General features: G+C 53.4%; 29 protein-coding genes and 1 pseudogene. 9 read left to right on the top strand and 21 right to left on the bottom strand.

What is annotated here, in order from left to right; genetic code table 11:
* Position 1 precedes the first annotated feature (1 nt).
* Genes D5066_RS07875 through D5066_RS07865 form a run of 3 tightly spaced genes read right to left on the bottom strand, consistent with a single transcriptional unit; the run spans position 2 to position 2,408 of the window.
* The gene (locus D5066_RS07875) at positions 2 to 1,261 is read right to left on the bottom strand and encodes an NAD(P)/FAD-dependent oxidoreductase (protein ID WP_119915571.1); all 1,260 of its coding nucleotides are present in this window, start codon (positions 1,259 to 1,261) and stop codon (positions 2 to 4) included.
* Complete coding sequence (locus D5066_RS07870) at positions 1,258 to 1,977, bottom strand: SDR family NAD(P)-dependent oxidoreductase (RefSeq protein WP_119915570.1); 720 nt, start codon at positions 1,975 to 1,977, stop codon at positions 1,258 to 1,260. The genes D5066_RS07875 and D5066_RS07870 overlap by 4 nt, the downstream gene beginning before the upstream one ends.
* Positions 1,974 to 2,408 carry a nuclear transport factor 2 family protein gene (locus tag D5066_RS07865; protein ID WP_080327177.1) on the bottom strand — a complete coding sequence of 145 codons (435 nt, stop codon included), beginning with the start codon at positions 2,406 to 2,408 and terminating at the stop codon, positions 1,974 to 1,976. Before D5066_RS07865 ends, D5066_RS07870 begins: the two co-directional genes overlap by 4 nt.
* Before the next feature lie 257 nt (positions 2,409 to 2,665).
* On the opposite strand from D5066_RS07865, the gene D5066_RS07860 reads away from it, so the two are divergent.
* Positions 2,666 to 2,863 (top strand): hypothetical protein, encoded by a 198-nt coding sequence (locus tag D5066_RS07860; RefSeq protein ID WP_024908361.1) that lies wholly within the window; start codon positions 2,666 to 2,668, stop codon positions 2,861 to 2,863.
* 1 nt (position 2,864) lies between these two features.
* Positions 2,865 to 3,653, top strand: coding sequence for a hypothetical protein (locus tag D5066_RS07855; protein ID WP_080327178.1), 789 nt, complete (start codon positions 2,865 to 2,867; stop codon positions 3,651 to 3,653).
* A gap of 75 nt (positions 3,654 to 3,728) precedes the next feature.
* On the opposite strand, the gene D5066_RS07850 is transcribed toward D5066_RS07855, so the two are convergent.
* Positions 3,729 to 4,106 carry a winged helix-turn-helix transcriptional regulator gene (locus D5066_RS07850; protein ID WP_080327179.1) on the bottom strand — a complete coding sequence of 126 codons (378 nt, stop codon included), beginning with the start codon at positions 4,104 to 4,106 and terminating at the stop codon, positions 3,729 to 3,731.
* A gap of 89 nt (positions 4,107 to 4,195) precedes the next feature.
* Between D5066_RS07850 and D5066_RS07845 the strand changes: the two genes are divergently transcribed.
* Entirely contained in the window at positions 4,196 to 4,975 is a 780-nt protein-coding gene (locus tag D5066_RS07845; protein WP_119915569.1) for an SDR family oxidoreductase, read from the top strand.
* 54 nt (positions 4,976 to 5,029) lie between these two features.
* On the opposite strand, the gene D5066_RS07840 is transcribed toward D5066_RS07845, so the two are convergent.
* Entirely contained in the window at positions 5,030 to 5,605 is a 576-nt protein-coding gene (locus D5066_RS07840; protein ID WP_119915568.1) for a TetR/AcrR family transcriptional regulator, read from the bottom strand.
* 104 nt (positions 5,606 to 5,709) lie between these two features.
* On the opposite strand from D5066_RS07840, the gene D5066_RS07835 reads away from it, so the two are divergent.
* The 3 genes from D5066_RS07835 (at position 5,710) to D5066_RS07825 (ending at position 7,534) form a co-directional block, all read left to right on the top strand.
* A complete protein-coding gene (locus D5066_RS07835; RefSeq protein WP_119915567.1) occupies positions 5,710 to 6,177 on the top strand; it encodes a nuclear transport factor 2 family protein in 468 nt (155 codons plus the stop codon).
* Between the two features lie 89 nt (positions 6,178 to 6,266).
* Positions 6,267 to 6,860 carry a TetR/AcrR family transcriptional regulator gene (locus tag D5066_RS07830; protein ID WP_119915566.1) on the top strand — a complete coding sequence of 198 codons (594 nt, stop codon included), beginning with the start codon at positions 6,267 to 6,269 and terminating at the stop codon, positions 6,858 to 6,860.
* A 74-nt stretch (positions 6,861 to 6,934) separates the two neighbouring features.
* Positions 6,935 to 7,534: an NAD(P)H-dependent oxidoreductase gene (locus D5066_RS07825; protein WP_119915565.1), complete on the top strand. Its 600-nt coding sequence runs from the start codon at positions 6,935 to 6,937 to the stop codon at positions 7,532 to 7,534.
* Between the two features lie 51 nt (positions 7,535 to 7,585).
* Here D5066_RS07825 and D5066_RS07820 read toward each other — a convergent pair whose 3' ends face one another.
* On the bottom strand, positions 7,586 to 8,062 hold the full coding sequence (locus D5066_RS07820; protein ID WP_119915564.1) for a WbuC family cupin fold metalloprotein: 477 nt from the start codon (positions 8,060 to 8,062) through the stop codon (positions 7,586 to 7,588).
* 292 nt (positions 8,063 to 8,354) lie between these two features.
* On the opposite strand from D5066_RS07820, the gene D5066_RS07815 reads away from it, so the two are divergent.
* The gene (locus D5066_RS07815) at positions 8,355 to 8,825 is read left to right on the top strand and encodes a hypothetical protein (RefSeq protein WP_080327187.1); all 471 of its coding nucleotides are present in this window, start codon (positions 8,355 to 8,357) and stop codon (positions 8,823 to 8,825) included.
* Positions 8,826 to 8,871: 46 nt separating this feature from the next.
* Here the strand turns inward: D5066_RS07815 and D5066_RS07810 are convergent, their stop codons facing one another.
* From D5066_RS07810 to D5066_RS07800, 4 genes and pseudogenes are all read right to left on the bottom strand, one after another.
* A complete protein-coding gene (locus D5066_RS07810; RefSeq protein WP_119915563.1) occupies positions 8,872 to 9,798 on the bottom strand; it encodes a LysR substrate-binding domain-containing protein in 927 nt (308 codons plus the stop codon).
* 109 nt (positions 9,799 to 9,907) lie between these two features.
* Positions 9,908 to 10,020 (bottom strand): annotated as a pseudogene (locus D5066_RS23315) (MarR family transcriptional regulator); the annotation flags it as partial.
* 72 nt (positions 10,021 to 10,092) lie between these two features.
* Positions 10,093 to 11,139 carry a bifunctional transcriptional activator/DNA repair enzyme AdaA gene (locus D5066_RS07805; RefSeq protein WP_119915562.1) on the bottom strand — a complete coding sequence of 349 codons (1,047 nt, stop codon included), beginning with the start codon at positions 11,137 to 11,139 and terminating at the stop codon, positions 10,093 to 10,095.
* On the bottom strand, positions 11,123 to 11,899 hold the full coding sequence (locus D5066_RS07800; RefSeq protein WP_119915561.1) for an isocitrate lyase/PEP mutase family protein: 777 nt from the start codon (positions 11,897 to 11,899) through the stop codon (positions 11,123 to 11,125). Before D5066_RS07800 ends, D5066_RS07805 begins: the two co-directional genes overlap by 17 nt.
* Positions 11,900 to 12,099: 200 nt before the next feature.
* Between D5066_RS07800 and D5066_RS07795 the strand changes: the two genes are divergently transcribed.
* Positions 12,100 to 13,371: a serine hydrolase domain-containing protein gene (locus tag D5066_RS07795; protein ID WP_119915560.1), complete on the top strand. Its 1,272-nt coding sequence runs from the start codon at positions 12,100 to 12,102 to the stop codon at positions 13,369 to 13,371.
* On the opposite strand, the gene paaY is transcribed toward D5066_RS07795, so the two are convergent.
* The 7 genes from paaY to D5066_RS07760 form a co-directional block, all read right to left on the bottom strand.
* Positions 13,280 to 13,876: a phenylacetic acid degradation protein PaaY gene (gene paaY / locus D5066_RS07790; RefSeq protein ID WP_119915559.1), complete on the bottom strand. Its 597-nt coding sequence runs from the start codon at positions 13,874 to 13,876 to the stop codon at positions 13,280 to 13,282. The genes D5066_RS07795 and paaY overlap by 92 nt on opposite strands.
* A gap of 9 nt (positions 13,877 to 13,885) precedes the next feature.
* Positions 13,886 to 14,821, bottom strand: a complete 936-nt coding sequence (paaX, locus tag D5066_RS07785) for a phenylacetic acid degradation operon negative regulatory protein PaaX (protein ID WP_119915558.1) — start codon at positions 14,819 to 14,821, stop codon at positions 13,886 to 13,888.
* Between the two features lie 86 nt (positions 14,822 to 14,907).
* Positions 14,908 to 16,206, bottom strand: a complete 1,299-nt coding sequence (pbp4b, locus tag D5066_RS07780; RefSeq protein ID WP_119915557.1) for a penicillin binding protein PBP4B — start codon at positions 16,204 to 16,206, stop codon at positions 14,908 to 14,910.
* A gap of 14 nt (positions 16,207 to 16,220) precedes the next feature.
* Positions 16,221 to 17,642, bottom strand: coding sequence for a PTS N-acetylmuramic acid transporter subunit IIBC (murP, locus tag D5066_RS07775; RefSeq protein WP_119915556.1), 1,422 nt, complete (start codon positions 17,640 to 17,642; stop codon positions 16,221 to 16,223).
* Positions 17,642 to 18,556 carry an N-acetylmuramic acid 6-phosphate etherase gene (gene murQ / locus D5066_RS07770; protein ID WP_119915555.1) on the bottom strand — a complete coding sequence of 305 codons (915 nt, stop codon included), beginning with the start codon at positions 18,554 to 18,556 and terminating at the stop codon, positions 17,642 to 17,644. The genes murP and murQ overlap by 1 nt, the downstream gene beginning before the upstream one ends.
* Positions 18,557 to 18,565: 9 nt before the next feature.
* Positions 18,566 to 19,135, bottom strand: coding sequence for a DUF2057 family protein (locus D5066_RS07765; protein WP_119915554.1), 570 nt, complete (start codon positions 19,133 to 19,135; stop codon positions 18,566 to 18,568).
* Between the two features lie 59 nt (positions 19,136 to 19,194).
* Positions 19,195 to 20,280, bottom strand: a complete 1,086-nt coding sequence (locus tag D5066_RS07760) for a porin (protein WP_119915553.1) — start codon at positions 20,278 to 20,280, stop codon at positions 19,195 to 19,197.
* A gap of 218 nt (positions 20,281 to 20,498) precedes the next feature.
* On the opposite strand from D5066_RS07760, the gene D5066_RS07755 reads away from it, so the two are divergent.
* Positions 20,499 to 21,335: an SIS domain-containing protein gene (locus D5066_RS07755; RefSeq protein ID WP_119915552.1), complete on the top strand. Its 837-nt coding sequence runs from the start codon at positions 20,499 to 20,501 to the stop codon at positions 21,333 to 21,335.
* Between the two features lie 56 nt (positions 21,336 to 21,391).
* On the opposite strand, the gene paaK is transcribed toward D5066_RS07755, so the two are convergent.
* The 4 genes from paaK to paaH are packed head-to-tail and all read right to left on the bottom strand — an operon-like array spanning position 21,392 to position 25,776.
* A complete protein-coding gene (gene paaK / locus D5066_RS07750) occupies positions 21,392 to 22,708 on the bottom strand; it encodes a phenylacetate--CoA ligase PaaK (RefSeq protein ID WP_119915551.1) in 1,317 nt (438 codons plus the stop codon).
* A 26-nt stretch (positions 22,709 to 22,734) separates the two neighbouring features.
* The gene (pcaF, locus tag D5066_RS07745) at positions 22,735 to 23,940 is read right to left on the bottom strand and encodes a 3-oxoadipyl-CoA thiolase (protein WP_119915550.1); all 1,206 of its coding nucleotides are present in this window, start codon (positions 23,938 to 23,940) and stop codon (positions 22,735 to 22,737) included.
* Positions 23,940 to 24,362 carry a hydroxyphenylacetyl-CoA thioesterase PaaI gene (gene paaI, locus D5066_RS07740; RefSeq protein WP_119915549.1) on the bottom strand — a complete coding sequence of 141 codons (423 nt, stop codon included), beginning with the start codon at positions 24,360 to 24,362 and terminating at the stop codon, positions 23,940 to 23,942. Before paaI ends, pcaF begins: the two co-directional genes overlap by 1 nt.
* Positions 24,352 to 25,776: a 3-hydroxyacyl-CoA dehydrogenase PaaH gene (paaH, locus tag D5066_RS07735; protein ID WP_119915548.1), complete on the bottom strand. Its 1,425-nt coding sequence runs from the start codon at positions 25,774 to 25,776 to the stop codon at positions 24,352 to 24,354. The genes paaI and paaH overlap by 11 nt, the downstream gene beginning before the upstream one ends.

The raw sequence follows: 25,776 nt of genomic DNA, 5'->3' as shown, positions 1-25,776 counted from the left end.
CTCAGTTCCCCTCCCCGGCGGCGATTTCATTGACCACGTCCAGCGCGCTGCGTACCCCGTCTTCATGAAAGCCGTTGTACCAGTAAGCGCCGCAGAACCAGCTCCGGTTCTGACCGTTGATCTCGCCGCGCCGCGCCTGCGCGCGCCAGCTTTGCGGGTTAAACAGCGGATGCTCATAGACAAAGCGTTGCAGGATGAAGCGTTCATCCACCGGCGTGTCCGGGTTCAGGGTGACGCAGAACAGCGGGCTGCCCGCAGGCAGCCCCTGCAGGATGTTCATGTTATAGGTGACGCAGGCGCTGGCCTGTTCCTGCGCGCTCAGGCGATAGTTCCAGCTCGCCCACGCGCGCTGCCGCACCGGTAGCCAGCGCGGATCGCTGTGCAAAACAACCTCGTTGCGCTGCCAGCCGATATCGCCCAGCACTTCGCGCTCTGCGGGCGTAGGATCCTCAAGCATCGCCAGGGCAGTGGCGGAGTGGCAGGCAAAAATAACCTGGTCGAAACCCTGGCTACCGTTTTCGAGCTGAAGCGTAACGCCGTGCGCGTGGCGGCTCACGCGCTGCACCGGAGAATTGAGATGCAGTTTCAGACGGTCGCCCAGCTTGTCGAGCATGGCGCGGATATACTCCCGCGAGCCGCCCGGCACCACGTACCACTGCGGGCGCTGGGTGATATCCAGCAGGCCGTGGTGGTGGAAGAAACCTAAAAAGAGCGGCAGCGGGAAGCGCTTCATCTCCTGCAGCGACGATGACCAGATGGCGGCCCCCATCGGCAGAATGTAGTGGCGCGCAAAAAACGGCGTGAAGCCGTGCTGGTCCAGAAACGTCTGCAGCGTGGCGTTCGGGTCCACCTCCCCGCCCAGCGCCGCTTTCGCCAGGCGGTTAAAGCGGACAATCTCCGCGAGGAGCCGCCAGAATGCCGGATTCACCAGGTTTCGGCGCTGGGCAAACAGCGACGTCAGGGTGTGACCGTTGTACTCAAGCCCCGTCACGGGGTTGTGCACCGAAAAGCTCATTTGCGTTTTTTGCCCGCTGATGCCGAGCTCGCTGAGCAGGCCCATAAAACGCGGATAGGTGCGATCGTTGTAGACGATAAACCCGGTATCGATCGCGTATGTGCCCTGTGGCGTTGAGACGTCAACCGTTGCGGTATGGCCGCCGGGCGTGGATCCCGCTTCAAACAGAGTGACCTGATGGTGCCCTGCCAGGCGCCAGGCGCAGGTCAGCCCGGCGATGCCGCTGCCGATAATCGCAATGTTCATGAACGCACCATCCTGCGCAGCAGCGCGCGCTGAAGAAACGCAGGCAGCCCGGAGAGCAGCCGCAAAATAAGGCCAAACCCGACCGGAAACGCGATATGCATTTTGCCCTTCGCCAGACCGGTACGGATCGCCTTGACCGCCTCGTCGACGCTCACCCTGCAGGGCATGGCAAAATCGTTTTTTCGCGTCAGCGGCGTATCGACAAAGCCCGGAGAGACCACCGTCACGGCAATCCCTTTTGGCTCCCAGTCCAGCCTCAGGCTCTCAGCAAACCAGCTCAGTGCCGCTTTGGACGCGCCGTAGGCCTCTGCCCGTGGAAAAGGCAGCCAGTGGGCCATCGAGCTCACCAGCACCACGCGGTTGCCGGCAGCCAGCTGCGGCTGCAGCGCGGCCAGGCAGTTCACCGGCCCGAGAAAATTGGTGTTCATGACCCACTCCACCAGCGCCGCATCCACCACGCCGCCGTCGAGATATTCGCAGGTACCGGCGCAGAGAATAACCAGATCGGCGTAAACGCCGCTCAGCGCCTGGCGACAGGCGTCCCTGTCTGTCATATCAAACAGCCGAACGGTGAGATTGGGGCAGGTTTGATGCAGCGTTTCGAGGCGCGCCGGATCGCGCCCGCAGGCAATCACGTGGTAGCCGTCAGCGGCAAAGGACTTCGCCAGCCCCGCGCCAATGCCCGAGCTTGCGCCGGTAATCAGCACCGTCTTCATGATTTGACCCTCCGCTTCACGCCGCGTACCGCCCAGCCCAGCAGTGGAAGATGTTCGTAGATCATTTCTCCCGCATCGTAGTAATCCCGCTGACGCGTGATGAGATCGTTTTCGGTGTCCACTACCGAACATCCGGGCAGTTCAAGAGGCTCCCCTCCGGCAATGCGCGGATGCGACCAGTGCATTACCCAGGTGACAACGAACCGGTTCCCGCTGCACAGCGGCGGATCGATGGTAAAACGGCAATGCTCGACGTTAGCCAGCAGATGGGTGAAATAGCGCTGAAGCGCGAAGATGCCGTCGTGTTCGCCAAACGGATCGATAAGCGCGGCATTCGAATGGTAAAGCCCGACCAGCGCCGAAGGCGGCTGGCTATCCAGTGCGGTGTAGTACTCAACAAACCGACTCACGACAGAGGGCAAAGTGCTCATGGGTCACATCCTGGCTGTAAACAACGTGGCGTAATCGCATAATTAAAACTTACACAATTAATGTTACTTGTCCAAGTTTGTGCAAATTTATTTTTTATTAGCTATAAATATCAACGATTTGACAACTCATTCCTTTGACGGTTTTGTCGGCCGGGTAAGGCGTAGCCGCCACCCCGCTTTCACTTTCAGGTTATCCTTAAGGCAAACTCAGCCGTCATCTTCCAGGCTTATCCTTTTTATTCATAAGGATGCCTGACATGAAACGTTTCTTTCTCTCGCTTTTCTCCAGCCCCGAATCCTTGCTCCAGGTAATGAGCCAGCAGGAAATTATTGAAGCCGTCGAAGACGGCGATCGCATCATTATCGACCAGGACGGGAACGCGTCGGTGAACTACAAAAGCAACGAGGTGAGGCAGGATTTTCTGCGTCACGTCAACACGCTGAAGAGGGCCTGATATGGGAACGGCGATATTTATGGTGCTGATGGTTTGCGGGTACTGGTATACCAGCCGCGACCTGTCGACCCGCTTTAAAATCAAGCGTTCTTTCGGCTGGGACGTCTATTTTCTCGTTGCGTTGTACGGCTGTATTTTCGTTCTGCAGGGCGTAATCGCCACGGGATTACTCTGGCTGCTGCTGTTCACCCTTTCCGCCGCCAACAACGCTTTCCATTTTGCCTCACTGAAATATACCGACTGGCAAGTCGACTTTATGAACTGGAGTTTTTTAGGCATTCAGGCGCCGGTGGTGGTGATGCTGGCGTTTGCCATCCTGTTTTGCCTCTACCGTTCTAACTGGGCAGGCAGCGCCAGGCTGGACGGTGAAAGCCGGAAAAAGCTCTACAAGCGTCTTGCCCAGTCGAGCGGTATTGAACAGCTGCTGTATCAGTGTATGGAGCAAGGCGAGCTGGCGCAGGTGACGCTCCGGTCGCGGCGGATTTACATCGGCATGATCCACACCGCGACGCTGGAATATGAAAAAACGGCCAATATTGTGCTGATCCCGATGTTAAGCGGATACAGAGACGAGAAAACGATGAATCTGCGCATCGAGAATAATTACAGCAAGTGGTATGCGGAGCATGACATCACGCTCGATTCAGAACCCCGCAGCGCCATGTCTTTCCGAAAGGTGATTTTGCTCAATCAGATTGAGAGCATCTCGTTGTTCGACCCCGCCAGCGCCAGCGCGCTGTCCCTGGCGCAGCGGGACGCCCCCCCTCTTTCTAAAGAGACATCCCCATAATCCTGAGTATGCTCTGCTGTGAGGGGATGCTAATAACCCGCATTAACGAACGGCGAATGACATTAGTTTAAGGCGTCATTCTCCGTTGGGGATCTTTATAGCGCTTACATCGGATGCCGGGCTCGCGTAATCCTCGCGTTTTTCTGCCCATTTCAGCATGGCATCGAGCGCCGGGCATAATGCCTGCCCCCATTCGGTGAGTCGATATTCCACTTTTGGTGGTACCTGAGGATAGACCATCCGCGAAACGATACCGTCGGACTCAAGCTGTCGAAGCTGCTGCGCCAGCATCTTCTGGGAAATACCGGGGATCAGTTTTTCGAAATCAGAGTAACGCTGCACTTTTCCGTCAAAAAGATGAAAAAGAATAATTAATTTCCAGCGGCCTTCGAGCAGCCGTAATACTTGCTCCACGCCGCTTGCGGCAGATTCCGGACTATAAAACTTACTCATAATTTAGTAACTCACTTTTTCGTGCGTACTTGTCAATTTCTCAGTCTATGTTGAATATACCCGTACTGTAAATAACGGGAGTTATGGTCATGTCATTAGATATTAATTTCACAGGCAAGCGCGTGCTTGTTACCGCTGGCACAAAAGGGCTGGGAAAAGCAGTCGTCGGGCTTTTAAAACAACTTGGTGCAACGGTATTTACCACGGCGCGCCATGAGCCGGAGGTCAATATCGCAGATACATTCGTAACCGCTGACCTTACGACAACTGCAGGATGTGACCTGGTCGCATCGGCCGTTCAGGAACAGATGGGAGGCGTCGACGTGATTATTCATGTGGCAGGCGGTTCCACTTCACCCGTTGGCGGTTTTGCTGCGCTGGGAGAAGAAGCGTGGCAGCAGGAGCTCAATCTTAATTTGCTGCCCGCCGTTCGCCTGGATCGCGCCCTGCTTCCCGGAATGCTTGCTCAGGGAAACGGGGTAATTATTCATGTGACCTCTATTCAGCGCGAACTGCCGTTACCGGAATCAACCACCGCGTATGCAGCGGCTAAAGCGGCACTCTCGACCTACAGTAAAAGCCTTTCAAAAGAAGTCTCGCCTAAGGGGGTTCGTGTTGTACGCGTCGCGCCCGGCTGGATCGAAACCGAGGCCGCGGTGGCGCTGGCGGAGAGGCTGGCTACGCAGGCAGGCACAGACTACGAAGGCGGCAAGCAGATTATTATGAAGTCGCTGGGTGGAATACCGCTGGGACGCCCTGCCAGGCCGATTGAAGTGGCTAACCTCATCGTCTTCCTCGCGTCATCGCATGCTGCGAGTATTACGGGTACTGAATTTGTCATTGATGGCGGCACCATCCCGACGGTGTAACGCGGGTGCTTAATCGGCCCCGGATGAGGGCTGATTAAGCACAGGGTCATGTCATTAGCCCGTCAGCTTTTCCAGGCCCGTTTTCAACGCGTTTATTACTGATTCTGTATCCATTCCCATTTGGGCATGGATAATAGCCCCATCGATAAGCATCATAATGTCGTTACAGGTCTTTTCATCCGTTATACCGGCGAGCATTTCGATTTTTTTCTTTGTTTCTGTTTTATGGTCTCGGCATATCTCTTTTATTTCATTCTCAATCTCTTCGGATTTTGCCTCTGCGCTGGCGTTAATAAACGCGCAGCCATGAAAATCGGGTGAGATAAACCATTCGTGAAGCGTTGCGGATATCGCATCAGAAGGTGATTCGCCTTCGTCCAGATGTCGACGTAACGTAGCTTCAAACCAGCTAATCCATATTTCATGCCGATAGTGCAAATAGGCGAGAATAAGCAAACTTTTACTCGGAAAGTGGCGATAAAAAGTCACCTTGGTGACTTTTGACGCCTTAATCAGCGTATCCACCCCCGTCGCCCTGAAGCCTGTGGAATAAAACAGATCGTGCGCCGTAAGTGATATTTTATCCCTGACGCTGACTTTTGTTTCGTTACTTGCGGATTCTGATTTCATTTTTTCGACGGCCTCAAAACGGATATTGACAGCGTTATTTTTCAGGCATACATTACATCAGGTAGACAGACCTGTCTACTTAATTCAACACTGAGGTTATCGCAATGAACACACGTCCTCCATTACCGCCCTTCACTCACGAAAGCGCCATCGAAAAAGTCAGACTGGCCGAAGACGGCTGGAACAGCCGCGACCCGGCAAAAGTCGCGCTGGCCTATACGCTGGATACCCAGTGGCGCAACCGCGCGGAGTTCGCCACCAACCGCGAGGAAGCCCAGGCGTTTCTGGCGCGGAAATGGAAAAAAGAGCTGGATTACCGCCTGATTAAAGAGCTCTGGGCATTCACGGATAACCGGATCGCGGTGCGCTATGCCTATGAATGGCACGATGATTCCGGCAACTGGTTCCGCTCTTACGGCAATGAGAACTGGGAGTTTGAGCCGGACGGGCTGATGAAGCGCCGCTTTGCCTGCGTAAACGATATGCCGATAAAAGAATCTGAACGTCTGTTCCACTGGCCGCTGGGCAGACGCCCGGACGATCACCCTTCTCTGAGCGAACTTGGGCTTTGAAGTTCCGGTTCCGCTCCGGGAAACAACGGGTGCAGCACCCTGCCTAAACGCGTAAACTACCATGAGTAGATAACTGACCCGAGGAAAGCATGGTTGTTAAGCGCTTAAGAAAAGAGGATCGCCGCGTGCAGCTGCTGGAAGTGGCGCGCGGAATCGTTCGTCAGCAAGGCACGGAGGCGCTGACGCTGGGCTACCTGGCGGAGCGGGCCAACGTGACGAAGCCTATTCCCTACGATCACTTTGGCGATCGCGAAGGGCTGCTGATGGCGCTCTACCAGGACTATAGCGATCGGCAGCTGGCGAAGTTCAGGGAGACGCTGGCGGTCGACAGCAAAACGCTGGAGAAAACGATCCGCTTTTTCAGCGCTGCCTATATTGACTGCGCCATTACCGCCGGGCCTGAAACGGGTCCGATTGCGGCGGCGCTGTCCGGCTCCCGCGCGCTGCAGACGTTTCGTGAGGCGTGCGTGGCCGAGTGCGCCGACTGCCTGCGCACCGCGCTTTCCCCGTTTATCGTGCTGAAAGGCGTTCAGGGAGAAGCCGCACTGACGGCCATCATTGGCGCGGCGGATGCGCTCAGCACCGCCGCCGGTAACGGCGTGCTGGCCCGCAATGTTGCAGAAGATATGCTCAGCGGCGCGATGTCGGGCGTGCTGGAGACCTACGCGAATAGCACAAAATGATCGTTGGGAGCGAATTGACAGCTAAGTTACCAATAGTAATATAGATACAAATTCTCACCCACTTCGAGGTCGCTATGTCTGCAACACACGCTACAAACAACGCGCTGATCGTGACGGCTCATCCTGTCGACACGTCGTTATCCCATACGCTGGTCGCCCGCATTGCCGGTAAATTACGCGAGCAAGGTACGCAGGTTGAGATCGCCGATCTTCATGCAGAAGGGTTTAATCCGGCGTTTTCTCGCCCCGATTTGGATTTATATCACGGCGATCCGAGCGCGCTTCCCGACGATATTCTGCGCGAGCAGCAGCGCGTCGAGCGAGCGGATATGCTGGTGTTTGTCTTCCCCATTTACTGGTGGTCGGTCCCCGCGCTGTTGAAAGGCTGGTTCGATCGCGTATTAACTCTGAACTGGGCGTATAAGGTGGCCGACGATGGACGGATTGTGGGCAACTTACGGGACGTTCCCGTCCGCCTGATTGCCACCGGCGGAAGCGATCTCGCCGGATTCGACAAGCACGGCTATTCGACAGCGATTCAGACGCAGATTATCGAAGGGGTATTTGGCTTCTGCGGGTTGAAGAACCTTAAGCTCGATATCCTTTACCAGGCAGACACGGCTGCGCCTGAGCAGGTTGAAGATTTCCTGCAAAAACTCGGCGACATTCAGTAAAGCATCCGGTGCCGTCGCGCTTTTCAGCGCGTCGGGCACGCCAGAGATAAATTACAGGGTAAAACCGCCGTCCCCCACCTGCGCCCGGGCGTACCACGCCATCAACTCCTTCGTACCGGGTTCGTTTTCAGCAGGTGCCCATGGGGCGGTATCGTGCTCAGGAACAGGCTGGTATCCCCCGTGTTTTACCTCAAAAATGACGCCGCCTTTATCCAGCGACAGCACGGCATGCCAGGTGCCAGCATCCATCTCCAGCACCTTGCACTCTTCACCTAACACCACGCGCCGGGTCACATTACCGCGGTCGTCAAAATTCAATACCAGAAAACGACCGCTCAGCGCCGTCAGCAGTTCAAACGTGTGCGGATGGCGATGCGGACGAACATAGGTGCCCGGCTCCATGGCGATAGCCAGGCGCTGCACCGGGTCGCTCAGGTCAGGGTGTAAATTACGATGCGCACGTAAGCGCGGGGACTGTGCAGCCTGCTCGCTCTGCAGCTGCAGGTCACTTAAGGTAATTTGTTTCATATAAGCCTTTGAGGATGTGGCGATTAACGGCAAGCCGATTGCTGCACGACGTTATACCATTCTGAAAAGCCGGTAAGCTATGGCGTTTGTGCAACAAAACGCTGCAGTGAGAGGATCTGCAATGTGGGGGCCCAGAGCGCCACGTTGAGTAAAACTCACATTGACTGCCACTATTTATCGTTTTTCAAACGTAACCGCACTGAAATACCATCCATTTACCCCTGGTATACCGCTGTCAAAACAGATAGCGACGTTAAAACAATAAATAAAAATGTGCGGATATGGAGCACCTATGACACTCGATGTTTTATTCCATTTAATGAAAACCCTGTCACCAGAAAAAAGCACCGCTGATGAACATATACCTGCGCTAATCACCTTACTTTCCTCAGAACGTCATCGTTCGGAAGCGATTTCGCCATTTATACATCGACTGCACCTGCTCTCCTTTGCCCAGAGCGCTCCCGGTAATGCCGAGGCGTTACTCTCAGCCCATATTCCAACAGACGATGGACTCCTTCCCCAGCCTGACTTCGCGGACTGGCCCCGGGGGCGTTACGCCGAGTCCGGTGAAGTAAAGACACCGGAGTCAGAGGATTACTACCGTAAAATGACTTCGGCCGCCAATGTGTTACGCGCTGCGCTGATCGAAGCAGAGCGCGCAAAGGGAACGCCTGCGCTTTATATTCTGGATAAATTACTTAACCTGAATAGCGCCCTGCCGGAAAGATATAAGAAGATGGCGAATATCCCCTACGCGTAAACTTATCAAACAGGCAGGATTGCCCGTAAGGAATATCCTGTTTAATTCAAGAAAGCCGCTTTTCATCATACTCAAGACAGACGATATCCAGAGAAGGAACTACCGGCGAATTCAGGTTAAGCCACCCCAGCAGACGTTCAATGCTCTGTCTTCTGAGCGAGTTTTTGGGCCACACAAGATAGTATCCGTCCCCCGTTGCTATCGCCTCCCTGAAGGGCAGCGCGAGCAGGCCGCTTTTCAGTGCTTCCAGCGTGAGCCGGAGATCGGCCATCGCCACGCCGTGACCGTGCATGGCGGCCAGGCTTCCCTGCTCGAGGGTGTCGAACACTATTCCGCCGCTCATGTCGAGCCCGGGGAAAAGCCCTGTTCTTTTCAGCCAGCGCTTCCAGTCCCGCCTGTCGGGAGAGGGGTGGATAAGATCGCACTCAGGAAGCTGGTGCCGGGCAGACTCAAGCAATGACGGCGGACAAACCGGGATAAGCCATTCGCTGAACAGCAACCGGCTCTCCGTTGACTCGCCGAAATAGCCATTCCCGAGCAGGATCGCACAATCGTATGGCTCCCGGCTGAAGTCAACGGTGTCGAAGTCCATCCAGACGCTGGCGATTTCGATTTTCGGTTTCGCATGGTTCTCGCGAAAGGATTTGAGAACGTTCAGGAGCCATCGCATCGTCAGGGTACTGGGCGCTTTCAGGCGCAGAAGGTGATTTTCACTGCGGAATGCGCGACAGGCCCACTCAATATTCGAGAAGCTTTCGCTAAGCTGGCCAGCCAGAATACGCCCGGCTTCACTGACCTCCACTCTTGGCCCTTGCCGTTTAAACAGCTCGCAATCGAACCACATTTCAAGCGTCCGGACATGTCTGCTAACCGCGCCCGGCGTGATATTCAGTACTTCAGCCGCTTTGCTGAAGGAGTTCAGCCGCGCAGCAACTTCAAACGCGCGCAGGGCGTACAGTGGCGGTAAAGACATACTTTTCCTTTCAGCGAGGTGCGATCAGGGTGTTATTTTTATTATCGGCACTCAGCTACTGGTCACTCAATTCTTCAGGCGGAAATGTTAGCAGTAACGCCCAGAGAATGGATAATGCGTTGAATAAGCCCTGCGTTTCCAGATAGTTGAGCCGGTTCGTCAGCGCCCCGAGGTAATCAGCAACGATTTATACAGCTCCGTGGGCGAAAGGCAATACGGCTCTTCGAGTTCTGAGTGAAAAAGGCTATCGGTTGCTGGTGGCTAACCGTATGTCCGCATTGGCTCATCACACAATTAAGCGTTGTTTTTCTCATGCTCAATGAGCCATTCTTTGCGCGAAATGCCACCACCATAACCTGTCATCTTTCCATCTTTTCCAATTATCCTGTGACAAGGGATCACAATCGCAATCCGGTTTGCGCCATTAGCTGCAGCGACGGCGCGCACAGCATTTGGCTTATTAAGCCGTTGTGAAATCACCTGATAGTGTAAGGTCTGCCCATAGGGAACTGCACGCAACTCATGCCAGACGGATTGCTGAAAATCACTGCCCGGGGCATCTACAGTGAGATCAAACTGTCGGCGAGTTCCAGCAAAATACTCGCTGATTTCTTTTACTGTCTGCCGGGTATGGCTGTTTTCTCCGGTGACAATTCTGGCGTTAAATAAACGCTGGATATCGCGAAATTCTGTTTCTAACATCCGGCGGTCGGTAAACTCCAGCAGACAAACGCCCCGCTCTGTCGCACAGACAAACATAGGCCCAAGCGTAGTGGTAAACCGGTGAATGACAATTACCTGGGTTACCTGAGTCGGCGCTGCGCCAGTAAGCCGCTTGTAGGTGTAACCAAATCCGCTCAGGGATTCATAGCCATTGTCCAGCGCAACGTCAGTCGCCGTTCGTCCGCTTTTCAGCTCCTGCAGGGCAACGTTCACCCGCTGCATTCGCTGGAAAGCCTGAAAAGTGATGCCGTGATGTTGCAGGAACCAGCGTCTTACCCGCTCCGGACTGATTCCGTGCTGGCGAAGCTCAGGGTCAGATACACGGGATTTAATATCGCGCCTGACAAGCGCAAGCGCCTGCTCAACAAATAATGGCGCGCTGTGTGCATTTTCAGCGGGTCTGCAGACTTTACAGGGACGAAACCCGGCCGCCAGGGCAGATTTGGCGTCTTTATAAAATTCGACATTTTCGCGTTTGGGCTTTCGTGCCCGGCATACCGAAATGCAGAATACGCCGGTGGTTTTGACGCCAACAAAAAATACGCCGGTATATTCTGAAGCTCGTTCGAGTAATGCCTGATACCAGATATCACACAAATTCTTATCGATTATTTTCATCACCAAAAAGTCCTTCAAACGTCTGACGAGTTCGTATCGCATGCATGACATCAGTCAGCTTTGACTGCATGGCTGAATGAACAAAATTGCCCATTGAAATGCGCTTTACACCGGCCAGTTTCAGCCTGTCGAACGACGGAAGATCGGGCATACACATGACGTTCAGAGGCAGACCCGTTGCCTCTGCGATGAGGCTGATGTCTTTCTCTGACGTCAGGCAGGGAACAAACAGGCCGTCAGCACCTGCAGCTTTATAGCTCTGACCCCGTAATATCGTCTCCTGCAAGGCGTCTTCATGCCCGAGCAGGTAAGTGTCAGTCCGGATATTCAGGAACAGGCTACAATTTTCGCTTCTCAGCGCATTGCATACTGTTTTCAGATTACGGGAAAAATCAGAGACATCGTCAAGCTGACGCCTCCCATTAATGACTCTACTGTCTTCAAGGTTGACGCCTGATACGCCTGTCTGAGCAAGGCGCCTGAGATTAGAGACTATCTCTTCGGCTGAATCACCGTACCCTGCTTCCATGTCAACGCTCAATGGCAGGTTGCTGACCGCCCGGATACGGGTGACTATATAAAATAACTCATTAAACGGCATTCCCTGCCCGTCTTCATATCCCAGCGTGGACGCTATTGCTGCGCTGGACGTTCCCAGTGCCTGATAACCTGCTTCTTGCGCTGCGACAGCACTGGCGGCGTCCCAGACGTTAGCGATAAGAAGGGGCTCATGCTGGTTGTGGAGTTCTGCAAAGTTCATATTCATATCCTCTCAATAGATTGAAAATGAATCTAAGCATTCAGGAAGAACGTCACAACCGAAATTCAGACGACCATTTTTTAGCAAGCCTAGTCTGAATTCCACCTACGCGGCGTCTTTCGTGCAGAAAGTTTACATTCATACAGGCTAAGTGTGATACATTCCTGCCGCGCCAATGACCACCTCTCTCGCTATCAGGTATGCAGAACACAACAAAAAAAATTCGCTGGCTTCTGCTTACCCTCCCACTACTTAGCGGTTGTGGTACGCTCTCGCAAATGTCCTCCCCGGAAGGTACTCAGGAACTCCTCACCCATGAATCGCTGGATGGCGACGTTGACAGTGTAGTGCGACACTATATGGCGCAAAAATCCGTTCCCGGGATGACGGTCGCGGTGATCCACAATCACGGCTCACCGCAGTTTTACACCTGGGGCGTAACCGATGCGGTCCATCGTTACCCGATCAGGCCAGACACCCTGTTTGCGCTCGGCTCGCTCAGCAAGGGGATCACGGCGGAAGTGGTGGCCTGTCTGGTGAGTGAGGGACAGCTAAACTGGAACGACAACCTGACGACCTTACTCCCGCCAGGAACGCCGCTTAGCGCGGATGCAAAAAAAATTACTCTGCTGGAGCTGGTAACCCACACCTCCGGCCTGCCGCGTCAGAATATGGACGTTCCGATGCTCGGAAAATTTATCCGCTATTTAAGTACGGGTGATAATTTTTATGGTGAGCTGGATAGCGATAACGTGCTGCGTTATCTTGCGAACTGGCGCGCGCCGGGAGATAAAACGCCGCAATATTCCAATACCGGCTACGCCCTTATCGGCTACATCCTCAAGCATAAAACCGGCGAAGATATTCAGAGTTTAGCCTCGCGCTATATTTTCCGTCCGCTGCACATGGCTAACAGCAGCTTTACGCCCCAGTTGCTCAAAGGATACCCGCAGCGGGCGCTCGGCCACGCGGGCGATCAGCCAAAATTTATCCCGCGCGGGCAGCTCACCCCGGACTGGCATTTCTCCAACAACATGGTGGCGGCAGCGAGTTTATACAGTAACGCCGAAGATCTGGCGGCCTATGCCCGCTATCACGTCTCTACGACCCACAATCCCTTGCTGGACAGCGTCTTTGACGAAGTCAGAAATACCGATATTCAACGCCCTGACGGGGTGCAGGGCATTGCCTGGACCACCGATTATATTGGCCTCGAAAAAATCACCTATCAGGTCGGCTATATCGGTGGCTACTCCAGCTTTATCGGTTATGACAAAGACAGGGGCAATGCCGTGGTGGTGCTGCAAAATACGTTTAACTGGAGCAACTATATTGGCATCGCGCTATTGATGGATATGGCGAAAAAAGACGACCTTACCCCTACACCGCCGACTTCGGCCTTAAGTTCTCGTCAAACGCCAGCCGTTTCCGGTCAGGCTCAGCCTCGCGCAGCGGCTCAACCTGGTGCATAGTGAGCTTGCAGCGCTCCACCAGCACCTGATACTCCCGCGTGCCCTGCCGCTTCCAGGCTATCTCCTGCTCGCTCAGCTCGCGAATCGCTTTAGCCGGGCTGCCGATAATTAAGTGGTTGGCGGGCATCTCCGCTTTCGCCTTCACGAACGCCGCCGCACCGACGATGCTGTTTTCACCAATCACCGCCCCGTCCATTACCACCGCATTCATGCCCACCAGCGCGTTGCGGCGGATGATGCAGCCGTGCAGGATGGCGCTGTGGCCGATATGCCCGTCCTCCTCCACCACCGTGTCCTGTTCCGGGAAACCGTGCATCACGCAGTTATCCTGAATGTTCGCGCCGTCTTTCACCACGATACGGCCAAAATCACCGCGCAGGCTGGCGTTCGGTCCAACATACACGCCCTTGCCCAGAATCACATCGCCAATCAGCACCGCCGTTGGGTGAACATAGCTCTCGTCCGGCACCACCGGCGTCAGACCGTCAATTTGATAAACTGGCATCTTCACTCCTTATGCGCTTGTAAGACCACCAAAGCGTTGATAGTAGAGCGTGCCGGGCACGGGCAGTTCGCCCACGGAGGTTTCGCCCTTCTCGCTGACAAACGCCAGCGCCCCCGGCGCGACACGCTGATAGATGTTAATGCAAAGCTGACGGGCGCTTTGCCCCGCCCAGTGCGCAGGCAGCAACTCTTCCGGCAGCAGCGGGTCTTTCAGCACCACGCGACGATAAAAGTGAATCAGCAGCAGCTGGATCTGGAAGCAGCGCTCCGGCGTCAGCTCCTCCGGCGCGGCCTCTTTCAGCAGCGGCAGCAGCGGGCGGAACGATTCGATAAACGTCTCGTACATCGCGTTTTGCTCGGTTAACTGCCAGCACTCTTCCACCCGCGAACGCAGCGCCGCGCGAGAGAGCGCCAGCGGCGAGTGGGCTTCAAAGAAGATCACGTTTTCCGCCACCCCGGCATCATGAAGCAGGGACTGCACATCCGCCAGATGCTGCGACGGCGAGGCCATCAGGCTCGGCGCCAGCGTGCCAAACCCCTGCCAGATCAGCTGTTTTTTGACGTCGGCAAGGGTGGTTTTGTCCAGACCTTCGGAGAGCAGCAACAGCCACTTGCCGTCCCAGGCGGGCAGCTCTGCGCGGTAGATCTTATTCTCCGCGCGACGGGTTAAACGCAGCCCCTTATCGCTCAGGCGGTAAAAGCTGCGCCGCCCGATGCGTGAAACATCCAGCCAGCCCTCTTTGTTGAGGCGAAACAGCGCGGTGCGCACGAAGCGCTCGCCAAATCCCATTCCCTCAAGCAATGCGGCGAGGCTGCCGAGCCAAATCTCACCGCCGCGGTGGGAAAGCGCGTCACCGTATAACGAGGAAATCAGCGACGTTCCGCTGATGGGCACCGAGCTAACCGCGTGCTGGATAAAGGCGTCAAGTTTATTCATGTGATTCATTCTGTTGTTATTTTTTTTCGTGGATGAATCATAGCACAGGAATCTGAAAGATACCGGAAGGGCCCCTGTCGAGCCCCTTTTCTGTTTTATTTCAATGCCCCGTATATCTGATCGACAATCCAGCCATATGTCGCTGCTGGCAACAAGCCACTGACAAACACGTTTGGATTCACCGCAGGGTTCGCCACTGGTGAGTGTGGTCTGTTTCCCAGAATGACAATAGCCATGTTGTTAACGGGATCGATAGCTGTCAGTGTTCCCGTCCATCCCGTGTGACCATACGTTTCTGAACTGGCGAGCACGCCGAAAGTTGACGTCATTGAAGCGTTACCGTTCACACGCCAGCCCAGGCCAAACGTAGCATCGTCGGCAGAACTGCGCGTAAACTGCTCTACTGTTGCCTTGTCGAAGAGCTTGACCTTCCCGTAGCCGCCACCATTCAACATAACCTGCATCAGCACCGCCATGTCGCTTGTGTTAGAGAACAATCCGGCATGACCAGAGACGCCCCCCATGGAGTACCAGGCCTTTTCGTCATGTACCTGACCCCAGATTGTTTCTTTACGAATGTCAGGGAAACTGATTACACCATCGCGCGTATTACCGTTAAGTTCAGTAGCTGCGATTTGCGTTTTTGAAAATCCCTTAGATAAAGGATTAAATACGGTGTGTGACAGGCCGAGCGGCTGATAAATATTTTCTTCAACATACTTATCAAGCGGCACTCCTGTGACGGATTCAATGATAAAACCGAGTATCATATAATCAACATCGCTGTAGATATGCTTTGATCCCGGCTTGTACTCCAGTGGCGTTTTCTTAATCATTCCCAGCGTAGTAGGTTTATCCTGTGAGAATAACTCACCTGCTACGTTTTTATTTGGATATTGCGGATCGGCAGGGAACCCGGCAACGTGATGAAGAATATCTGTAATACGAAGATTACTTTTTCCTTTAATTTTATCCTCTGCAGAATCGCCGAAACCAGGTAAATAGGTTGAAACCAGGTCATTGACGTCAATCTTTTTCTCATATACCAACTTTTGCAACGCAAAATTGGTTGCATACATTTTTGTGTTCGAAGCCAGATCGTACAGGGTGCTGGTTGTGGCTTTGACCGGTTCTGCAAGCAACACAGAGCCGTCATATTTTTTTGCATAACCCCAGGCTTTTTGCAGCACGATGTGATTGTCTTTAATGACAAGAATATTCATACCTGAATACCCGGCATCAATCTGATGCTGAACCCAGGTATCAAGCCTATTCAGTTTCTTTATGTCAAACCCAACGTTGTCCGGGCTTGTGCTTGTCAGCACAGGATAGTCAGCAGCAAAAGCCGATACAGAACAGGCCAGCAGCAGAGTTGCAATCATTTTGAGTTTCATCGCTATTCCCTTAATTAATCAAGATCAACGTTTTTACTGCCAAACATTGCTGTAAGCATAAGTCCTGCAATGTACGAAATCAGAACGCCGCCCCCATAGACTGCAATAGCAGGAAGAATCCCCCTCTCTGAAGTCATAAGAGGCAAAGCAACAAGCCCGGACGGACCAAATGCGCTGTTGAGACCCACTGGTAGCCCAAATTGAGCAACGGTACCAATAAACAGACCGCCAACTGCGCCGCCGATGCATGCCGTAATAAAGGGTTTCATGCGGGGTAACGTCACGCCGTAGATTAACGGCTCGCCAACGCCTAATAAGCCGGGAATGATGGCCCCTTTTATCTGTGAACGCAGCGTGGAAGCCTTATCTGCTTTCCAGTAAAGTGCCAGTGCAGCGCCAACCTGCCCGGCCCCGGCCATGGAAAGTATAGGGAACAGGCTGTTGAAGCCTTGTGTATCCATCAGCGCCAGATAAACGGGAATAAAGCCCTGATGAACACCAAATACAACGGCTATCAGGAACACTCCCGCAAGAACAGCACATCCCAGCGGATTGCTGTTCAGGTGCATGAACAGCCAGGACATCCCCTGGAACAGCCACACCCCGATTGGCATGATAATGATATAGGTGACAACAGCCGTGATAACCAGAGTGAACATTGACGTCAGAATCATTTCTAGTTCATCCGGAATATAATTACGCAGGAAACGTTCAATTTTAGCGCCAGCATAGGAAGCCAGCAGTATGCCGATGATATTGCCGCGCGGATCAATGGTATGACCGAAGAAATCCTGTAAACCAGAAAAATAGCCCACCGTTGCCGACGGATTATAGCCAAGAATAAAGAGCGCCGCGATTATTGCACCGTTAACCCCTGTCCCTCCAAATGCTTTTTGCGCGTTGTATCCGACAAGTATCGGCAGGAAGGTAAACAAGCCTTTACTGAATACTTTGAGAAAGCTCAACGCATCAGGTAGCGCACCTTTAGCATCCGGTGCGACATGCAATACCGTACTGAGTAACGTTGCGATACCGAGCATTAAGCCGGCGGCGATAAACCCAGGAATAAGCGGTGTGAAAATGGTGGCAAAATTCGCGAGAAATTGTTGCAGAGATGATTGCTGTTTACTTTTTATCTCATTTTTCTTTTCCGCAGCGATAGCATTTAAGTCTTTTTTGCCTAAAAGAGCATTCATAGCTTCTGCTGCACGATTTGCTTTACCCGTACCGAAAACGATTTGTACTTCACTGCCATTGATGATAACACCGTTTACCAGCCCCTTTAATTCTTCTTTAATCGATGCAGATATCAAAGAGGTCGATGTAACCTTGAGGCGTAAGCGGGTCATGCAATTTCCGCATGTTTCAATATTATCTTTTCCGCCAACCAGTTCAAGAATGGAAATGAGCAAATCCTTACTGATATTTTTAGACATTATTCAGCTACTCCATGCTCTATTGCTAAACGAGTAGAACCGTCGTACTTCTCAAGAAGTTCTGCGGCAATTTTAGAACTGCATTTTCGAGTGAGCATAACAATTGCCTGCTTGCAATTCTGATTATTTTGTTTAAGCGCGTGTAATGCTTCGGTTCGAGTACATCCGGTGGCGTCGACGACTATCATGACCTGACGCTCGATTAATTTAAGATTGGTAGGAACCACATCAACCATCAAATTCCCGTAGACCTTACCCATCTTTACCATCGTGCAGGTCGAAAGCATATTAAGTATCAGTTTTTGTGCAGTACCGGCTTTCATTCGTGAAGACCCGGTAATCACCTCAGGACCGACGACAGGCGTTATTGCAATATCAGCAATATGGCTGATTGGGCTATCAGGATTGCATGATATTGCTATCGTTTTGCATCCTATAACGTTTTTAGCATGCTCCAGCGCTGAAACGACATACGGGGTGCGACCGCTGGCAGCAATACCGACCAGGATGTCGCAACTATCCACGCCATAGGCAGAAAGATCGCGTAGTGAATCAACTCTGGAATCTTCAGCCCCTTCTACAGCATCAGTCAATGCCGTTCTTCCACCGGCAATGATCCCCCTTACTAACAATGGCGAAACACCATAAGTAGGAGGGCATTCACTTGCGTCAAGCACGCCTAATCTACCGGATGTACCCGCGCCGATATATAATAGCCGCCCTCCATTTTTTAACGCAGCATGGATCATGTCTACCGCCTCTGCAATTTGTGGTAAACATGACTCCACCACATCGGGGACTTTTTTATCCTCATTATTAATGACTGAACACATTTCTAAAGTTGATAAACGGTCTAATTCCATAGATGCAGAATTAGAACCTTCCGTAACTAACTTGCCAAGATCTAAACTCATAACATTCCCTTAATTGTTCATCAACCATTTCATAAAAATTAATTTTTGTTTATCAGAAAGATTTAAATATGCTTTTTTGGCTTTTTCAATTCCTTCCAGCACTTCGGGCTGAACATTAACCTCTGCTGGCTCGCTGATATCAGTAACAAGCATAGATTTATAGTCCGTGAAGGCGTTGACGCTTTCCTGGTCTATCTTCTTTAATGAGAACGTAACCGGCACGCCGTTTGCGGTTAAAGAAAATGATGGGTTTTTTGCTTCACTTTTTGCCTCATTTTCGTCGCTGACTTTGCCTGCCGATAATAAAACGGGTGCAGAACCCTCATAGCTAAATGAGATAATATAGGGTGCGGATGTTAATCTTCCCCGTCCCTGGTTTACAGACTCGGGGTTTGTTGCGCTATCAAACCTGATCACTAATTGTTGTTTACCCTCCGGTAGCGCAATCTCTCTCGAAAACATAGATACTTTTGCATTTGCGGCCGCAAGTGCAACAACATTATCACCCAGTTCTAACCTGGTTTGTGCCATGACCATGCTCGAGAAAAACAAAGGCAACGCGAGAAATAATCCTTTCATTGACCTGACCCTCGTAAAGCAATGAGGGTTTATCACCCTCATTATGCGTATTAATAAATTCAAAACTCGTAACGCAGACCAACATGGAAATAATCATCAGCAGGATCGCTACCACCAAATGATACGGTACTACCCGTTACGCGATTTTTTCCTGCCTCACCGTTGCGCCATGAGTAAGAGGCGTACACAGAACTACGTGCAGTCGCTTTGTACTGCACTTCGAATGTAGTGTCGCGTAATTTGAGCTCATCGCCGTCCTCATTTTCTAAATGACGATAGCCGGTTCTGAACCACCACTCAGGTGTCAGTGAATAAACGAGAGTGGCTTCATAATCTTTATCTGTGCTGTCCGGACGACCATCCAGATATTGCACGGTATCTTCGGAATAGAGCAAGCCAAACATAAAGTCGCCGATATAGTAACGGCTACCGGCCCCCCACATTGTATATTCATCTGCATTATCATCCGACTGCGCAGATGTTTCATCATGACTTGCTTTTGATTTCTGTGCGACGAGAACCGGCTGCAGTTTACCCGCAGCGCCCATATCGAGCGTATAGCGCACAGCGGTGTTGACGCCGTAATCAAGATCAGAGCTATTGTTACCGAGAATATAGGCGGTGGAGAAATCAACGTTACCGAACGTATTCTGATACTGAATCGTGCCGTCCTGGCGGAAAACCTGCACTGCCGTTGGATCGATAAAGTTAGCCTGGCGCGCTGCCGCCACATCAGAACTTGCGAACACATCTCCGATATCAGTGAACATGATCAGGCCAGATGAAACGCGCCCCCCTGTTATCTTGCCGTATTCAGCTAAATCCACACCAGCCCAAACATAGCGTGCTGTAAAATCATCGGGATCTTCCGCTTTAATGTTGTTAGCGTATTCAGCAGCGTTAACCTGGTATTGCGTAAAACCGATTATCGCTATCTTGTCATTGATAGCCTGGCGGGCGGAGAAGCCAATACGGGCGTCAAAATCACCGCTCGTATCACCTGTTTTTTTATCTGAAACGTTGAAACCCAGACGGCCATAAAGATCAATGTTTGAGCCATCATTAGCCTGATAGATGACAGCAGCATGAGATGAAACAGCGAAAGCTGCTAATAAATACGGTAAATACCTCAACCCTTTTTTCATAAATAATCCTTATAATTGCTGTGAAACACTCAAATTGCGCGACAGGAATTGTTGATCATGCTTCGGATTAAAAAAAAGGAAAAAAATTTTCATTTTTAAAAGGTTGTGACATCTGTCAAAATAAATTACTCATTTTTAATAAAATATAATTTGCACTTATGAATTCATGCAGTTATATTTGCTGGCTGATTGGCTGTCTTTTTTAAAGGTACATTACCGTGTATTTAAATAAATTGAAGGCGGGATTAAATTGTTTTTCGAATGTTGAACGTAAGATTGCGATATATATAATAAATAACATTGCACAACTTAAAGATGCAACAACGACATCTATTGCAAACAAACTGCAGATTGGTGAATCATCTATAACGAAATTTGCTAAAAAACTCGGTGCTAAAGGATTTACTGAACTCAAGATTGCGTTAATTGTTGAAGGTAATAAAACCAAAAATAAAACACTTCACAGCTCTATAAATACAGAAGACCCCTTACATGCTATAGCTGAGAAATTAATTCATGAAAAGAATGTCGCTATAACCAAAACGACAGAATGTATCAATTTTGAGCTGCTTGAAAAAATAATAAAAAAAATCAACAAAGCAAGACTTATTCAAGTCATTGGTTTAGGAGGGTCAGCCTTAGTTGCTAAAGATCTGGCTTTTAAATTGATGAAAATTGGGTACAACGTCACCTGTGAAGTTGATACGCATGTGCAAATAACGGTTGCTCAGGCTTTGACGAAAGATGATATTCAGATCGTCGTATCTTATTCCGGTAAGAAGAAAGAGATTACCATTGCAGCCAATGCTGCCAAAGAAAAAGGTGCGACCATTATCGCAATCACTTCGATGATGAAAAGTCCCCTCAGACGAATCGCAGACTATTCGTTAGATACTTTATCTAATGAAGATGAATGGAGAAGTTCATCTATCACGTCACGTACAGCACAAAACTGTATTACCGATTTAATATTTATCGGGCTTCTGCAATTAAATGATGTTCGCGCATCTTCTATGATTAAACAAAGTCGAGAGCTCATTAACAAACTTGAATAGCCATTTGTAAGTTTCCAGAAATTCCTCATCCCCGGAAGAGGATGAGGAATCAGATATCAACCGTTGGCCGCCACTTTACGCAAATCAAACACCCGACAGGCTTTCCCCTCCGAGCGCGGAATGCTGCCGCAGTTCACAATCATCACGTCGGTGGAAATCCCCACCATCGACTTAATGCGGTGGCGCAGCTGGTGGCACACCTGGCAGCGCTGCTCGTGCGTCAGCGTTAAGCTGCTCTCTTTCAACTCCACCTTCACGGAAAGTGAATCAAGATGTCCGCGACGGTTCACCTCCAGCTGGTAGTGCGGAGAGAGATGTTCAAACTTCACAATCTCCTCTTCCAGCTGAGACGGGAAGACGTTGACGCCGCGGATGATCAGCATATCGTCGCTGCGCCCGCCGATCCGGTCCATACGCCGCATGCTGCGCGCGGTCGCCGGCAACAGGCGCGTCAGGTCGCGGGTGCGGTAGCGGATCACCGGCAGCGCCTCTTTGGTCAGCGTGGTGAACAACAGTTCGCCCTGCTCGCCGTCGTCCAGCGGCGTGCCGTCGTTCGGGTTGACGATCTCCGGGTAGAAATGATCTTCCCAGATGGTCGGGCCGTCGGCGGTTTCAATACATTCCATCGCCACGCCCGGCCCCATCACCTCGGAGAGGCCATAAATATCCAGCGCCGTAATGCCTAAGCGTTTTTCGATTTCGCGCCGCATGGCCTGCGTCCACGGCTCGGCGCCGAAGACGCCCACGCGCAGGGAACAGCTGCTTGCGTCGCCGCCCATCTGACGCTCCAGCTCCTCAATCAGGTTGAGGCAGTAGGATGGCGTCACCATGATCATGTCCGGCTGGAAATCACGGATCAGCTGCGCCTGTTTCTCCGTCTGGCCGCCGGACATCGGGATCACCGTCGCCCCTAAACGCTCGGCGCCGTAGTGCGCGCCCAGCCCGCCGGTAAACAGGCCATAGCCATACGCCACGTGAATTTTGTCCTTCGCGCTGCCGCCCGCCGCGCGCAAGGAGCGGGCCACCAGATTGGCCCAGTTGTCGATGTCGCCCTGGGTGTAACCGACAACGGTCGGTTTGCCGGTGGTGCCGGATGACGCGTGAATACGCACCACCTGCTCCATCGGCACGGCAAAGGTATCGAAAGGATAGTTATCCCGCAGGTCCTGCTTGGTGGTGCACGGGAATTTGCGGATATCCGCCAGCTCTTTGAAATCGTCAGGGTGAACGCCCGCGGCGTCAAACTTGCGTTTGTACATCGGCACGTTGTTGTAGGCGTGGTGCAGTGTCCATTTCAGGCGCGCGGTCTGCAGCGCCTGTAATTCGTCAAGGGAGGCCGTTTCAATCGGATCAAGCTTTGTTGTATTTGTCATTGTAGGGTACTCACATTGTAATTTGATCAAACACGCTCAAGGATCATGGCAATGCCCTGACCCACACCGATGCACATCGTACACAGCGCGTAGCGCCCGCCGCGTCGGTGCAGTTCGTTACTCGCGGCCAGCGCCAGCCTGGCGCCGCTCATGCCCAGCGGGTGGCCCAGCGCAATCGCGCCACCGTTCGGGTTGACGTGCGCGGCATCATCCGGCAAGCCCAGCTGACGCAGCACGCCCAGCGCCTGCGAGGCAAAGGCTTCGTTAAGCTCGATCACGTCCATCTGGTTTATGCTCAGCCCGGCGCGCTCCAGCACCTTGCGGGTGGCAGGTACGGGGCCGAGCCCCATCAGACGGGGTTCCACGCCCGCGGTCGCCATCGCCACGATCCGCGTGCGCGGAACGAGCCCCTGCGCCAGCGCCATCTGCTCGCTGGCGACAATCAGCGCCGCCGCGCCGTCGTTGACGCCGGAGGCATTGCCCGCCGTAATCACCCCGTTCTTACGGAACGGCGTTTTCAGTCCGGCGAGCTGCTCAAGCGTGGTGTCCGCACGGGGATGTTCATCTTCGCTGAACTCGGTGACCGCCCCTTTTTTGCCCGGCACCCGCACCGGCACAATCTCCTGCGCCAGAATGCCGTTCTGCTGCGCCTGCGCGGTACGCTGCTGGCTGCGCAGCGCGAACGCGTCCTGATCGGCACGGCTGATATTTAACAATTCAGCTACATTCTCTGCCGTTTCCGGCATACTGTCAGTTCCGAATTGCTGATGCATGAGCGGATTCACAAATCGCCAGCCGATGGTGGTATCAAAGATCTCCGCCTGACGCTGAAACGCGGCGGTGGCTTTGCCCATCACAAACGGCGCGCGGGACATGGACTCCACGCCGCCCGCAATCAGCAGCTCGCCGTCGCCCGCCTTAATGGCGCGAGCGGCAAAACCAATCGCGTCCAGCCCCGACCCGCACAGGCGGTTAATGGTGGTTCCGGACACCGTCTGCGGCAGCCCGGCCAGCAGCGATGACATGCGCGCCACGTTGCGGTTATCTTCCCCCGCCTGGTTGGCACAGCCGAAGATCACGTCGTCAATCCGCTCCAGGTCGAGCTGCGGGTAGCGGGCCAGCAGCGCGCGCAGCGGCACGGCGCCGAGATCGTCAGTCCGAACGGCGGAAAGCGCGCCGCCGTAGCGCCCCACAGGCGTTCGAACGCCATCACAAATAAATGCGTCACGCATCAGGCCTCTCCTGTCACGTTGCCGCCGATGCGGTGAGATTTTCCGCGAAAAAGGGCGACGGTTTTCTGTTGCTGGTTCTGGATTTCAATGTCATACACGCCGGTCAGCCTGCCCTGATGCTTCACCCGCGCGGTGGCGGTGAGCGTGTCCCCGGCAAAGCCCGGACGCAGAAAATCAATCGAGCAGCCGGAGGCTACCGCCGCCAGACCCTGGCTGTTGCAGGCGTAGGCAAAGGCGGTGTCTGCCAGCGAAAACAGCTGTCCGCCGTGGCAGGTTTTATGGCCGTTAAGCATCTGCGGGGTGATGGTCATGGACACCACCGCGTAGCCGTCGTCCATGTCGACGATGTCCATCCCCATCGCCTGCGCGCAGGCGTCCTGTTCATACATGGCGCGGGCGTTGCGCCAGGCGTTATGACTCATAGCTACTCTCCAGAAGCGCGCGCTGGCGCAGAAGTGAACAGGGGCGATAGCGCTCTTCGCCGTAATGACGCTGCAGGTTCTCCAGCAGCGTCAGCAGACGCTGCCAGCCCAGTCGCTCGCCCCAGGCAATCGGGCCGCTCGGGTAGTTCACGCCGAGGCGCATGGCGGTATCGATGTCCTTCTCGCTGGCGACCCCTTTTTGCAGGACATCCAGCGCTTCGTTGGCGATCATCGCCACCGTGCGCCAGACCAGCAGGCCGGGATAATCGGCAATCTGTACCACCCGGAGCCCCTGCTGTTGCAGGTAGCGGATGGCTTTTTGCGTCGCGGTATGCGGGTTGCTGGCGGCGGCGGCGATGACCGCGACGTCACGCTCAATGCGGTCCACCACCACCACCGGGCCGTTCAGCCGCAGCGCCAGCGCCTGCGCGGTTTCGCCCTGCGTTTCAATCAGGTACAGATCATCAATTTCTGTGACACCGTCACGTTTCTTTTCCATTCGCATCGGGCTATAGCTGTCATTCACGGCCTCTGCCCAGCGCACCTCGGGCTTCTCGCCCTGCCAGTCATAAACGCCCTTCCCGCTCTTTTTGCCCAGCCTTCCCGCCAGCACCAGCTCCTGCTGCACCAGCGAGGGCAAAAAACGACGCTCCTGCCAGAAGGCGTTAAATACCGAGCAGGTCACCGCAAAGTTGACGTCCTGACCAATCATGTCGGTCAGCTCCAGCGGCCCCATCGGGAAACCGCCGCCTTCGCGCAGGGCTGCATCAATTACCTCCGGCGGCGCGACCTGCTCTTCCAGCGCGCGCCAGGCTTCGGAATAGAACGGACGGGCTACGCGGTTGACAATGAATCCCGGCGTTGAGTGGCAGCGAACGGGCTGCTTGCCCCAGTTCAGCGCCAGCTCGCTCAGCGCGTCGGCCACTTCCGGAGAGGTCGCCAGCCCGCTCACCACTTCCACCAGCTTCATTACGGGCGCCGGGTTGAAGAAGTGGAGCCCGGCAACGCGCTCCGGGTGGTGAATATCAGCGGCAATCGCCGTGACGGAGATGGATGAGGTGTTGCTTGTCAACAGCGTCTGTGGTGGACAGATTTCCGCCAGTTTCGCAAACAGTGATTTTTTGACGTCAAGGCGTTCGGATGCCGCCTCAATAACCAAATCTGCCGATGCCAGCGCATCGATATCCGTCACAGGAACCAGCCGGGCGAGGATCTGTCCGCTCGCGTCCGCAGAAAGCTTTCCGCGCGTTACCCGAGACGCGAGGCGTTGACGAATGCCGTCAATCGCGCGGGAAATGGCGTCGGCAGAAATATCGTAAATCAGAACCTGATGACCGTGGCTTGCCGCCACTTCGGCAATCCCCGCGCCCATCGTGCCGCTGCCAATCACGGCGACAGTCCGTATGTTCAGCAT

It is taken from the genome of Enterobacter chuandaensis, assembly GCF_003594915.1.
Lineage (GTDB): Bacteria > Pseudomonadota > Gammaproteobacteria > Enterobacterales > Enterobacteriaceae > Enterobacter > Enterobacter chuandaensis.
Note: the sequence above shows the minus strand (reverse complement) of the source record. Positions and strands in the feature narration are given on the sequence as shown.

Excerpts from the sequence above, each read along its gene's own strand:
- D5066_RS07870 (WP_119915570.1), bottom strand. The coding sequence starts at position 1,977 with ATGAAGACGGTGCTGATTACCGGCGCAAGCTCGGGCATTGGCGCGGGG.
- D5066_RS07765 (WP_119915554.1), bottom strand. The coding sequence starts at position 19,135 with ATGAAAGGATTATTTCTCGCGTTGCCTTTGTTTTTCTCGAGCATGGTC.
- pbp4b (WP_119915557.1), bottom strand. The coding sequence starts at position 16,206 with ATGAAACTCAAAATGATTGCAACTCTGCTGCTGGCCTGTTCTGTATCG.
- D5066_RS07800 (WP_119915561.1), bottom strand. The coding sequence starts at position 11,899 with ATGAACTTTGCAGAACTCCACAACCAGCATGAGCCCCTTCTTATCGCT.
- D5066_RS07820 (WP_119915564.1), bottom strand. The coding sequence starts at position 8,062 with ATGAAACAAATTACCTTAAGTGACCTGCAGCTGCAGAGCGAGCAGGCT.
- D5066_RS07815 (WP_080327187.1), top strand. The coding sequence starts at position 8,355 with ATGACACTCGATGTTTTATTCCATTTAATGAAAACCCTGTCACCAGAA.
- D5066_RS07855 (WP_080327178.1), top strand. The coding sequence starts at position 2,865 with ATGGGAACGGCGATATTTATGGTGCTGATGGTTTGCGGGTACTGGTAT.
- paaH (WP_119915548.1), bottom strand. The coding sequence starts at position 25,776 with ATGCTGAACATACGGACTGTCGCCGTGATTGGCAGCGGCACGATGGGC.
- paaX (WP_119915558.1), bottom strand. The coding sequence starts at position 14,821 with ATGAATCACATGAATAAACTTGACGCCTTTATCCAGCACGCGGTTAGC.
- D5066_RS07825 (WP_119915565.1), top strand. The coding sequence starts at position 6,935 with ATGTCTGCAACACACGCTACAAACAACGCGCTGATCGTGACGGCTCAT.
- D5066_RS07810 (WP_119915563.1), bottom strand. The coding sequence starts at position 9,798 with ATGTCTTTACCGCCACTGTACGCCCTGCGCGCGTTTGAAGTTGCTGCG.
- D5066_RS07865 (WP_080327177.1), bottom strand. The coding sequence starts at position 2,408 with ATGAGCACTTTGCCCTCTGTCGTGAGTCGGTTTGTTGAGTACTACACC.
- paaI (WP_119915549.1), bottom strand. The coding sequence starts at position 24,362 with ATGAGTCATAACGCCTGGCGCAACGCCCGCGCCATGTATGAACAGGAC.
- paaY (WP_119915559.1), bottom strand. The coding sequence starts at position 13,876 with ATGCCAGTTTATCAAATTGACGGTCTGACGCCGGTGGTGCCGGACGAG.
- D5066_RS07760 (WP_119915553.1), bottom strand. The coding sequence starts at position 20,280 with ATGAAAAAAGGGTTGAGGTATTTACCGTATTTATTAGCAGCTTTCGCT.
- D5066_RS07860 (WP_024908361.1), top strand. The coding sequence starts at position 2,666 with ATGAAACGTTTCTTTCTCTCGCTTTTCTCCAGCCCCGAATCCTTGCTC.
- D5066_RS07835 (WP_119915567.1), top strand. The coding sequence starts at position 5,710 with ATGAACACACGTCCTCCATTACCGCCCTTCACTCACGAAAGCGCCATC.
- D5066_RS07795 (WP_119915560.1), top strand. The coding sequence starts at position 12,100 with ATGCAGAACACAACAAAAAAAATTCGCTGGCTTCTGCTTACCCTCCCA.
- pcaF (WP_119915550.1), bottom strand. The coding sequence starts at position 23,940 with ATGCGTGACGCATTTATTTGTGATGGCGTTCGAACGCCTGTGGGGCGC.
- D5066_RS07875 (WP_119915571.1), bottom strand. The coding sequence starts at position 1,261 with ATGAACATTGCGATTATCGGCAGCGGCATCGCCGGGCTGACCTGCGCC.
- paaK (WP_119915551.1), bottom strand. The coding sequence starts at position 22,708 with ATGACAAATACAACAAAGCTTGATCCGATTGAAACGGCCTCCCTTGAC.
- murQ (WP_119915555.1), bottom strand. The coding sequence starts at position 18,556 with ATGAGTTTAGATCTTGGCAAGTTAGTTACGGAAGGTTCTAATTCTGCA.
- murP (WP_119915556.1), bottom strand. The coding sequence starts at position 17,642 with ATGTCTAAAAATATCAGTAAGGATTTGCTCATTTCCATTCTTGAACTG.
- D5066_RS07805 (WP_119915562.1), bottom strand. The coding sequence starts at position 11,139 with ATGAAAATAATCGATAAGAATTTGTGTGATATCTGGTATCAGGCATTA.
- D5066_RS07840 (WP_119915568.1), bottom strand. The coding sequence starts at position 5,605 with ATGAAATCAGAATCCGCAAGTAACGAAACAAAAGTCAGCGTCAGGGAT.
- D5066_RS07845 (WP_119915569.1), top strand. The coding sequence starts at position 4,196 with ATGTCATTAGATATTAATTTCACAGGCAAGCGCGTGCTTGTTACCGCT.
- D5066_RS07850 (WP_080327179.1), bottom strand. The coding sequence starts at position 4,106 with ATGAGTAAGTTTTATAGTCCGGAATCTGCCGCAAGCGGCGTGGAGCAA.
- D5066_RS07830 (WP_119915566.1), top strand. The coding sequence starts at position 6,267 with ATGGTTGTTAAGCGCTTAAGAAAAGAGGATCGCCGCGTGCAGCTGCTG.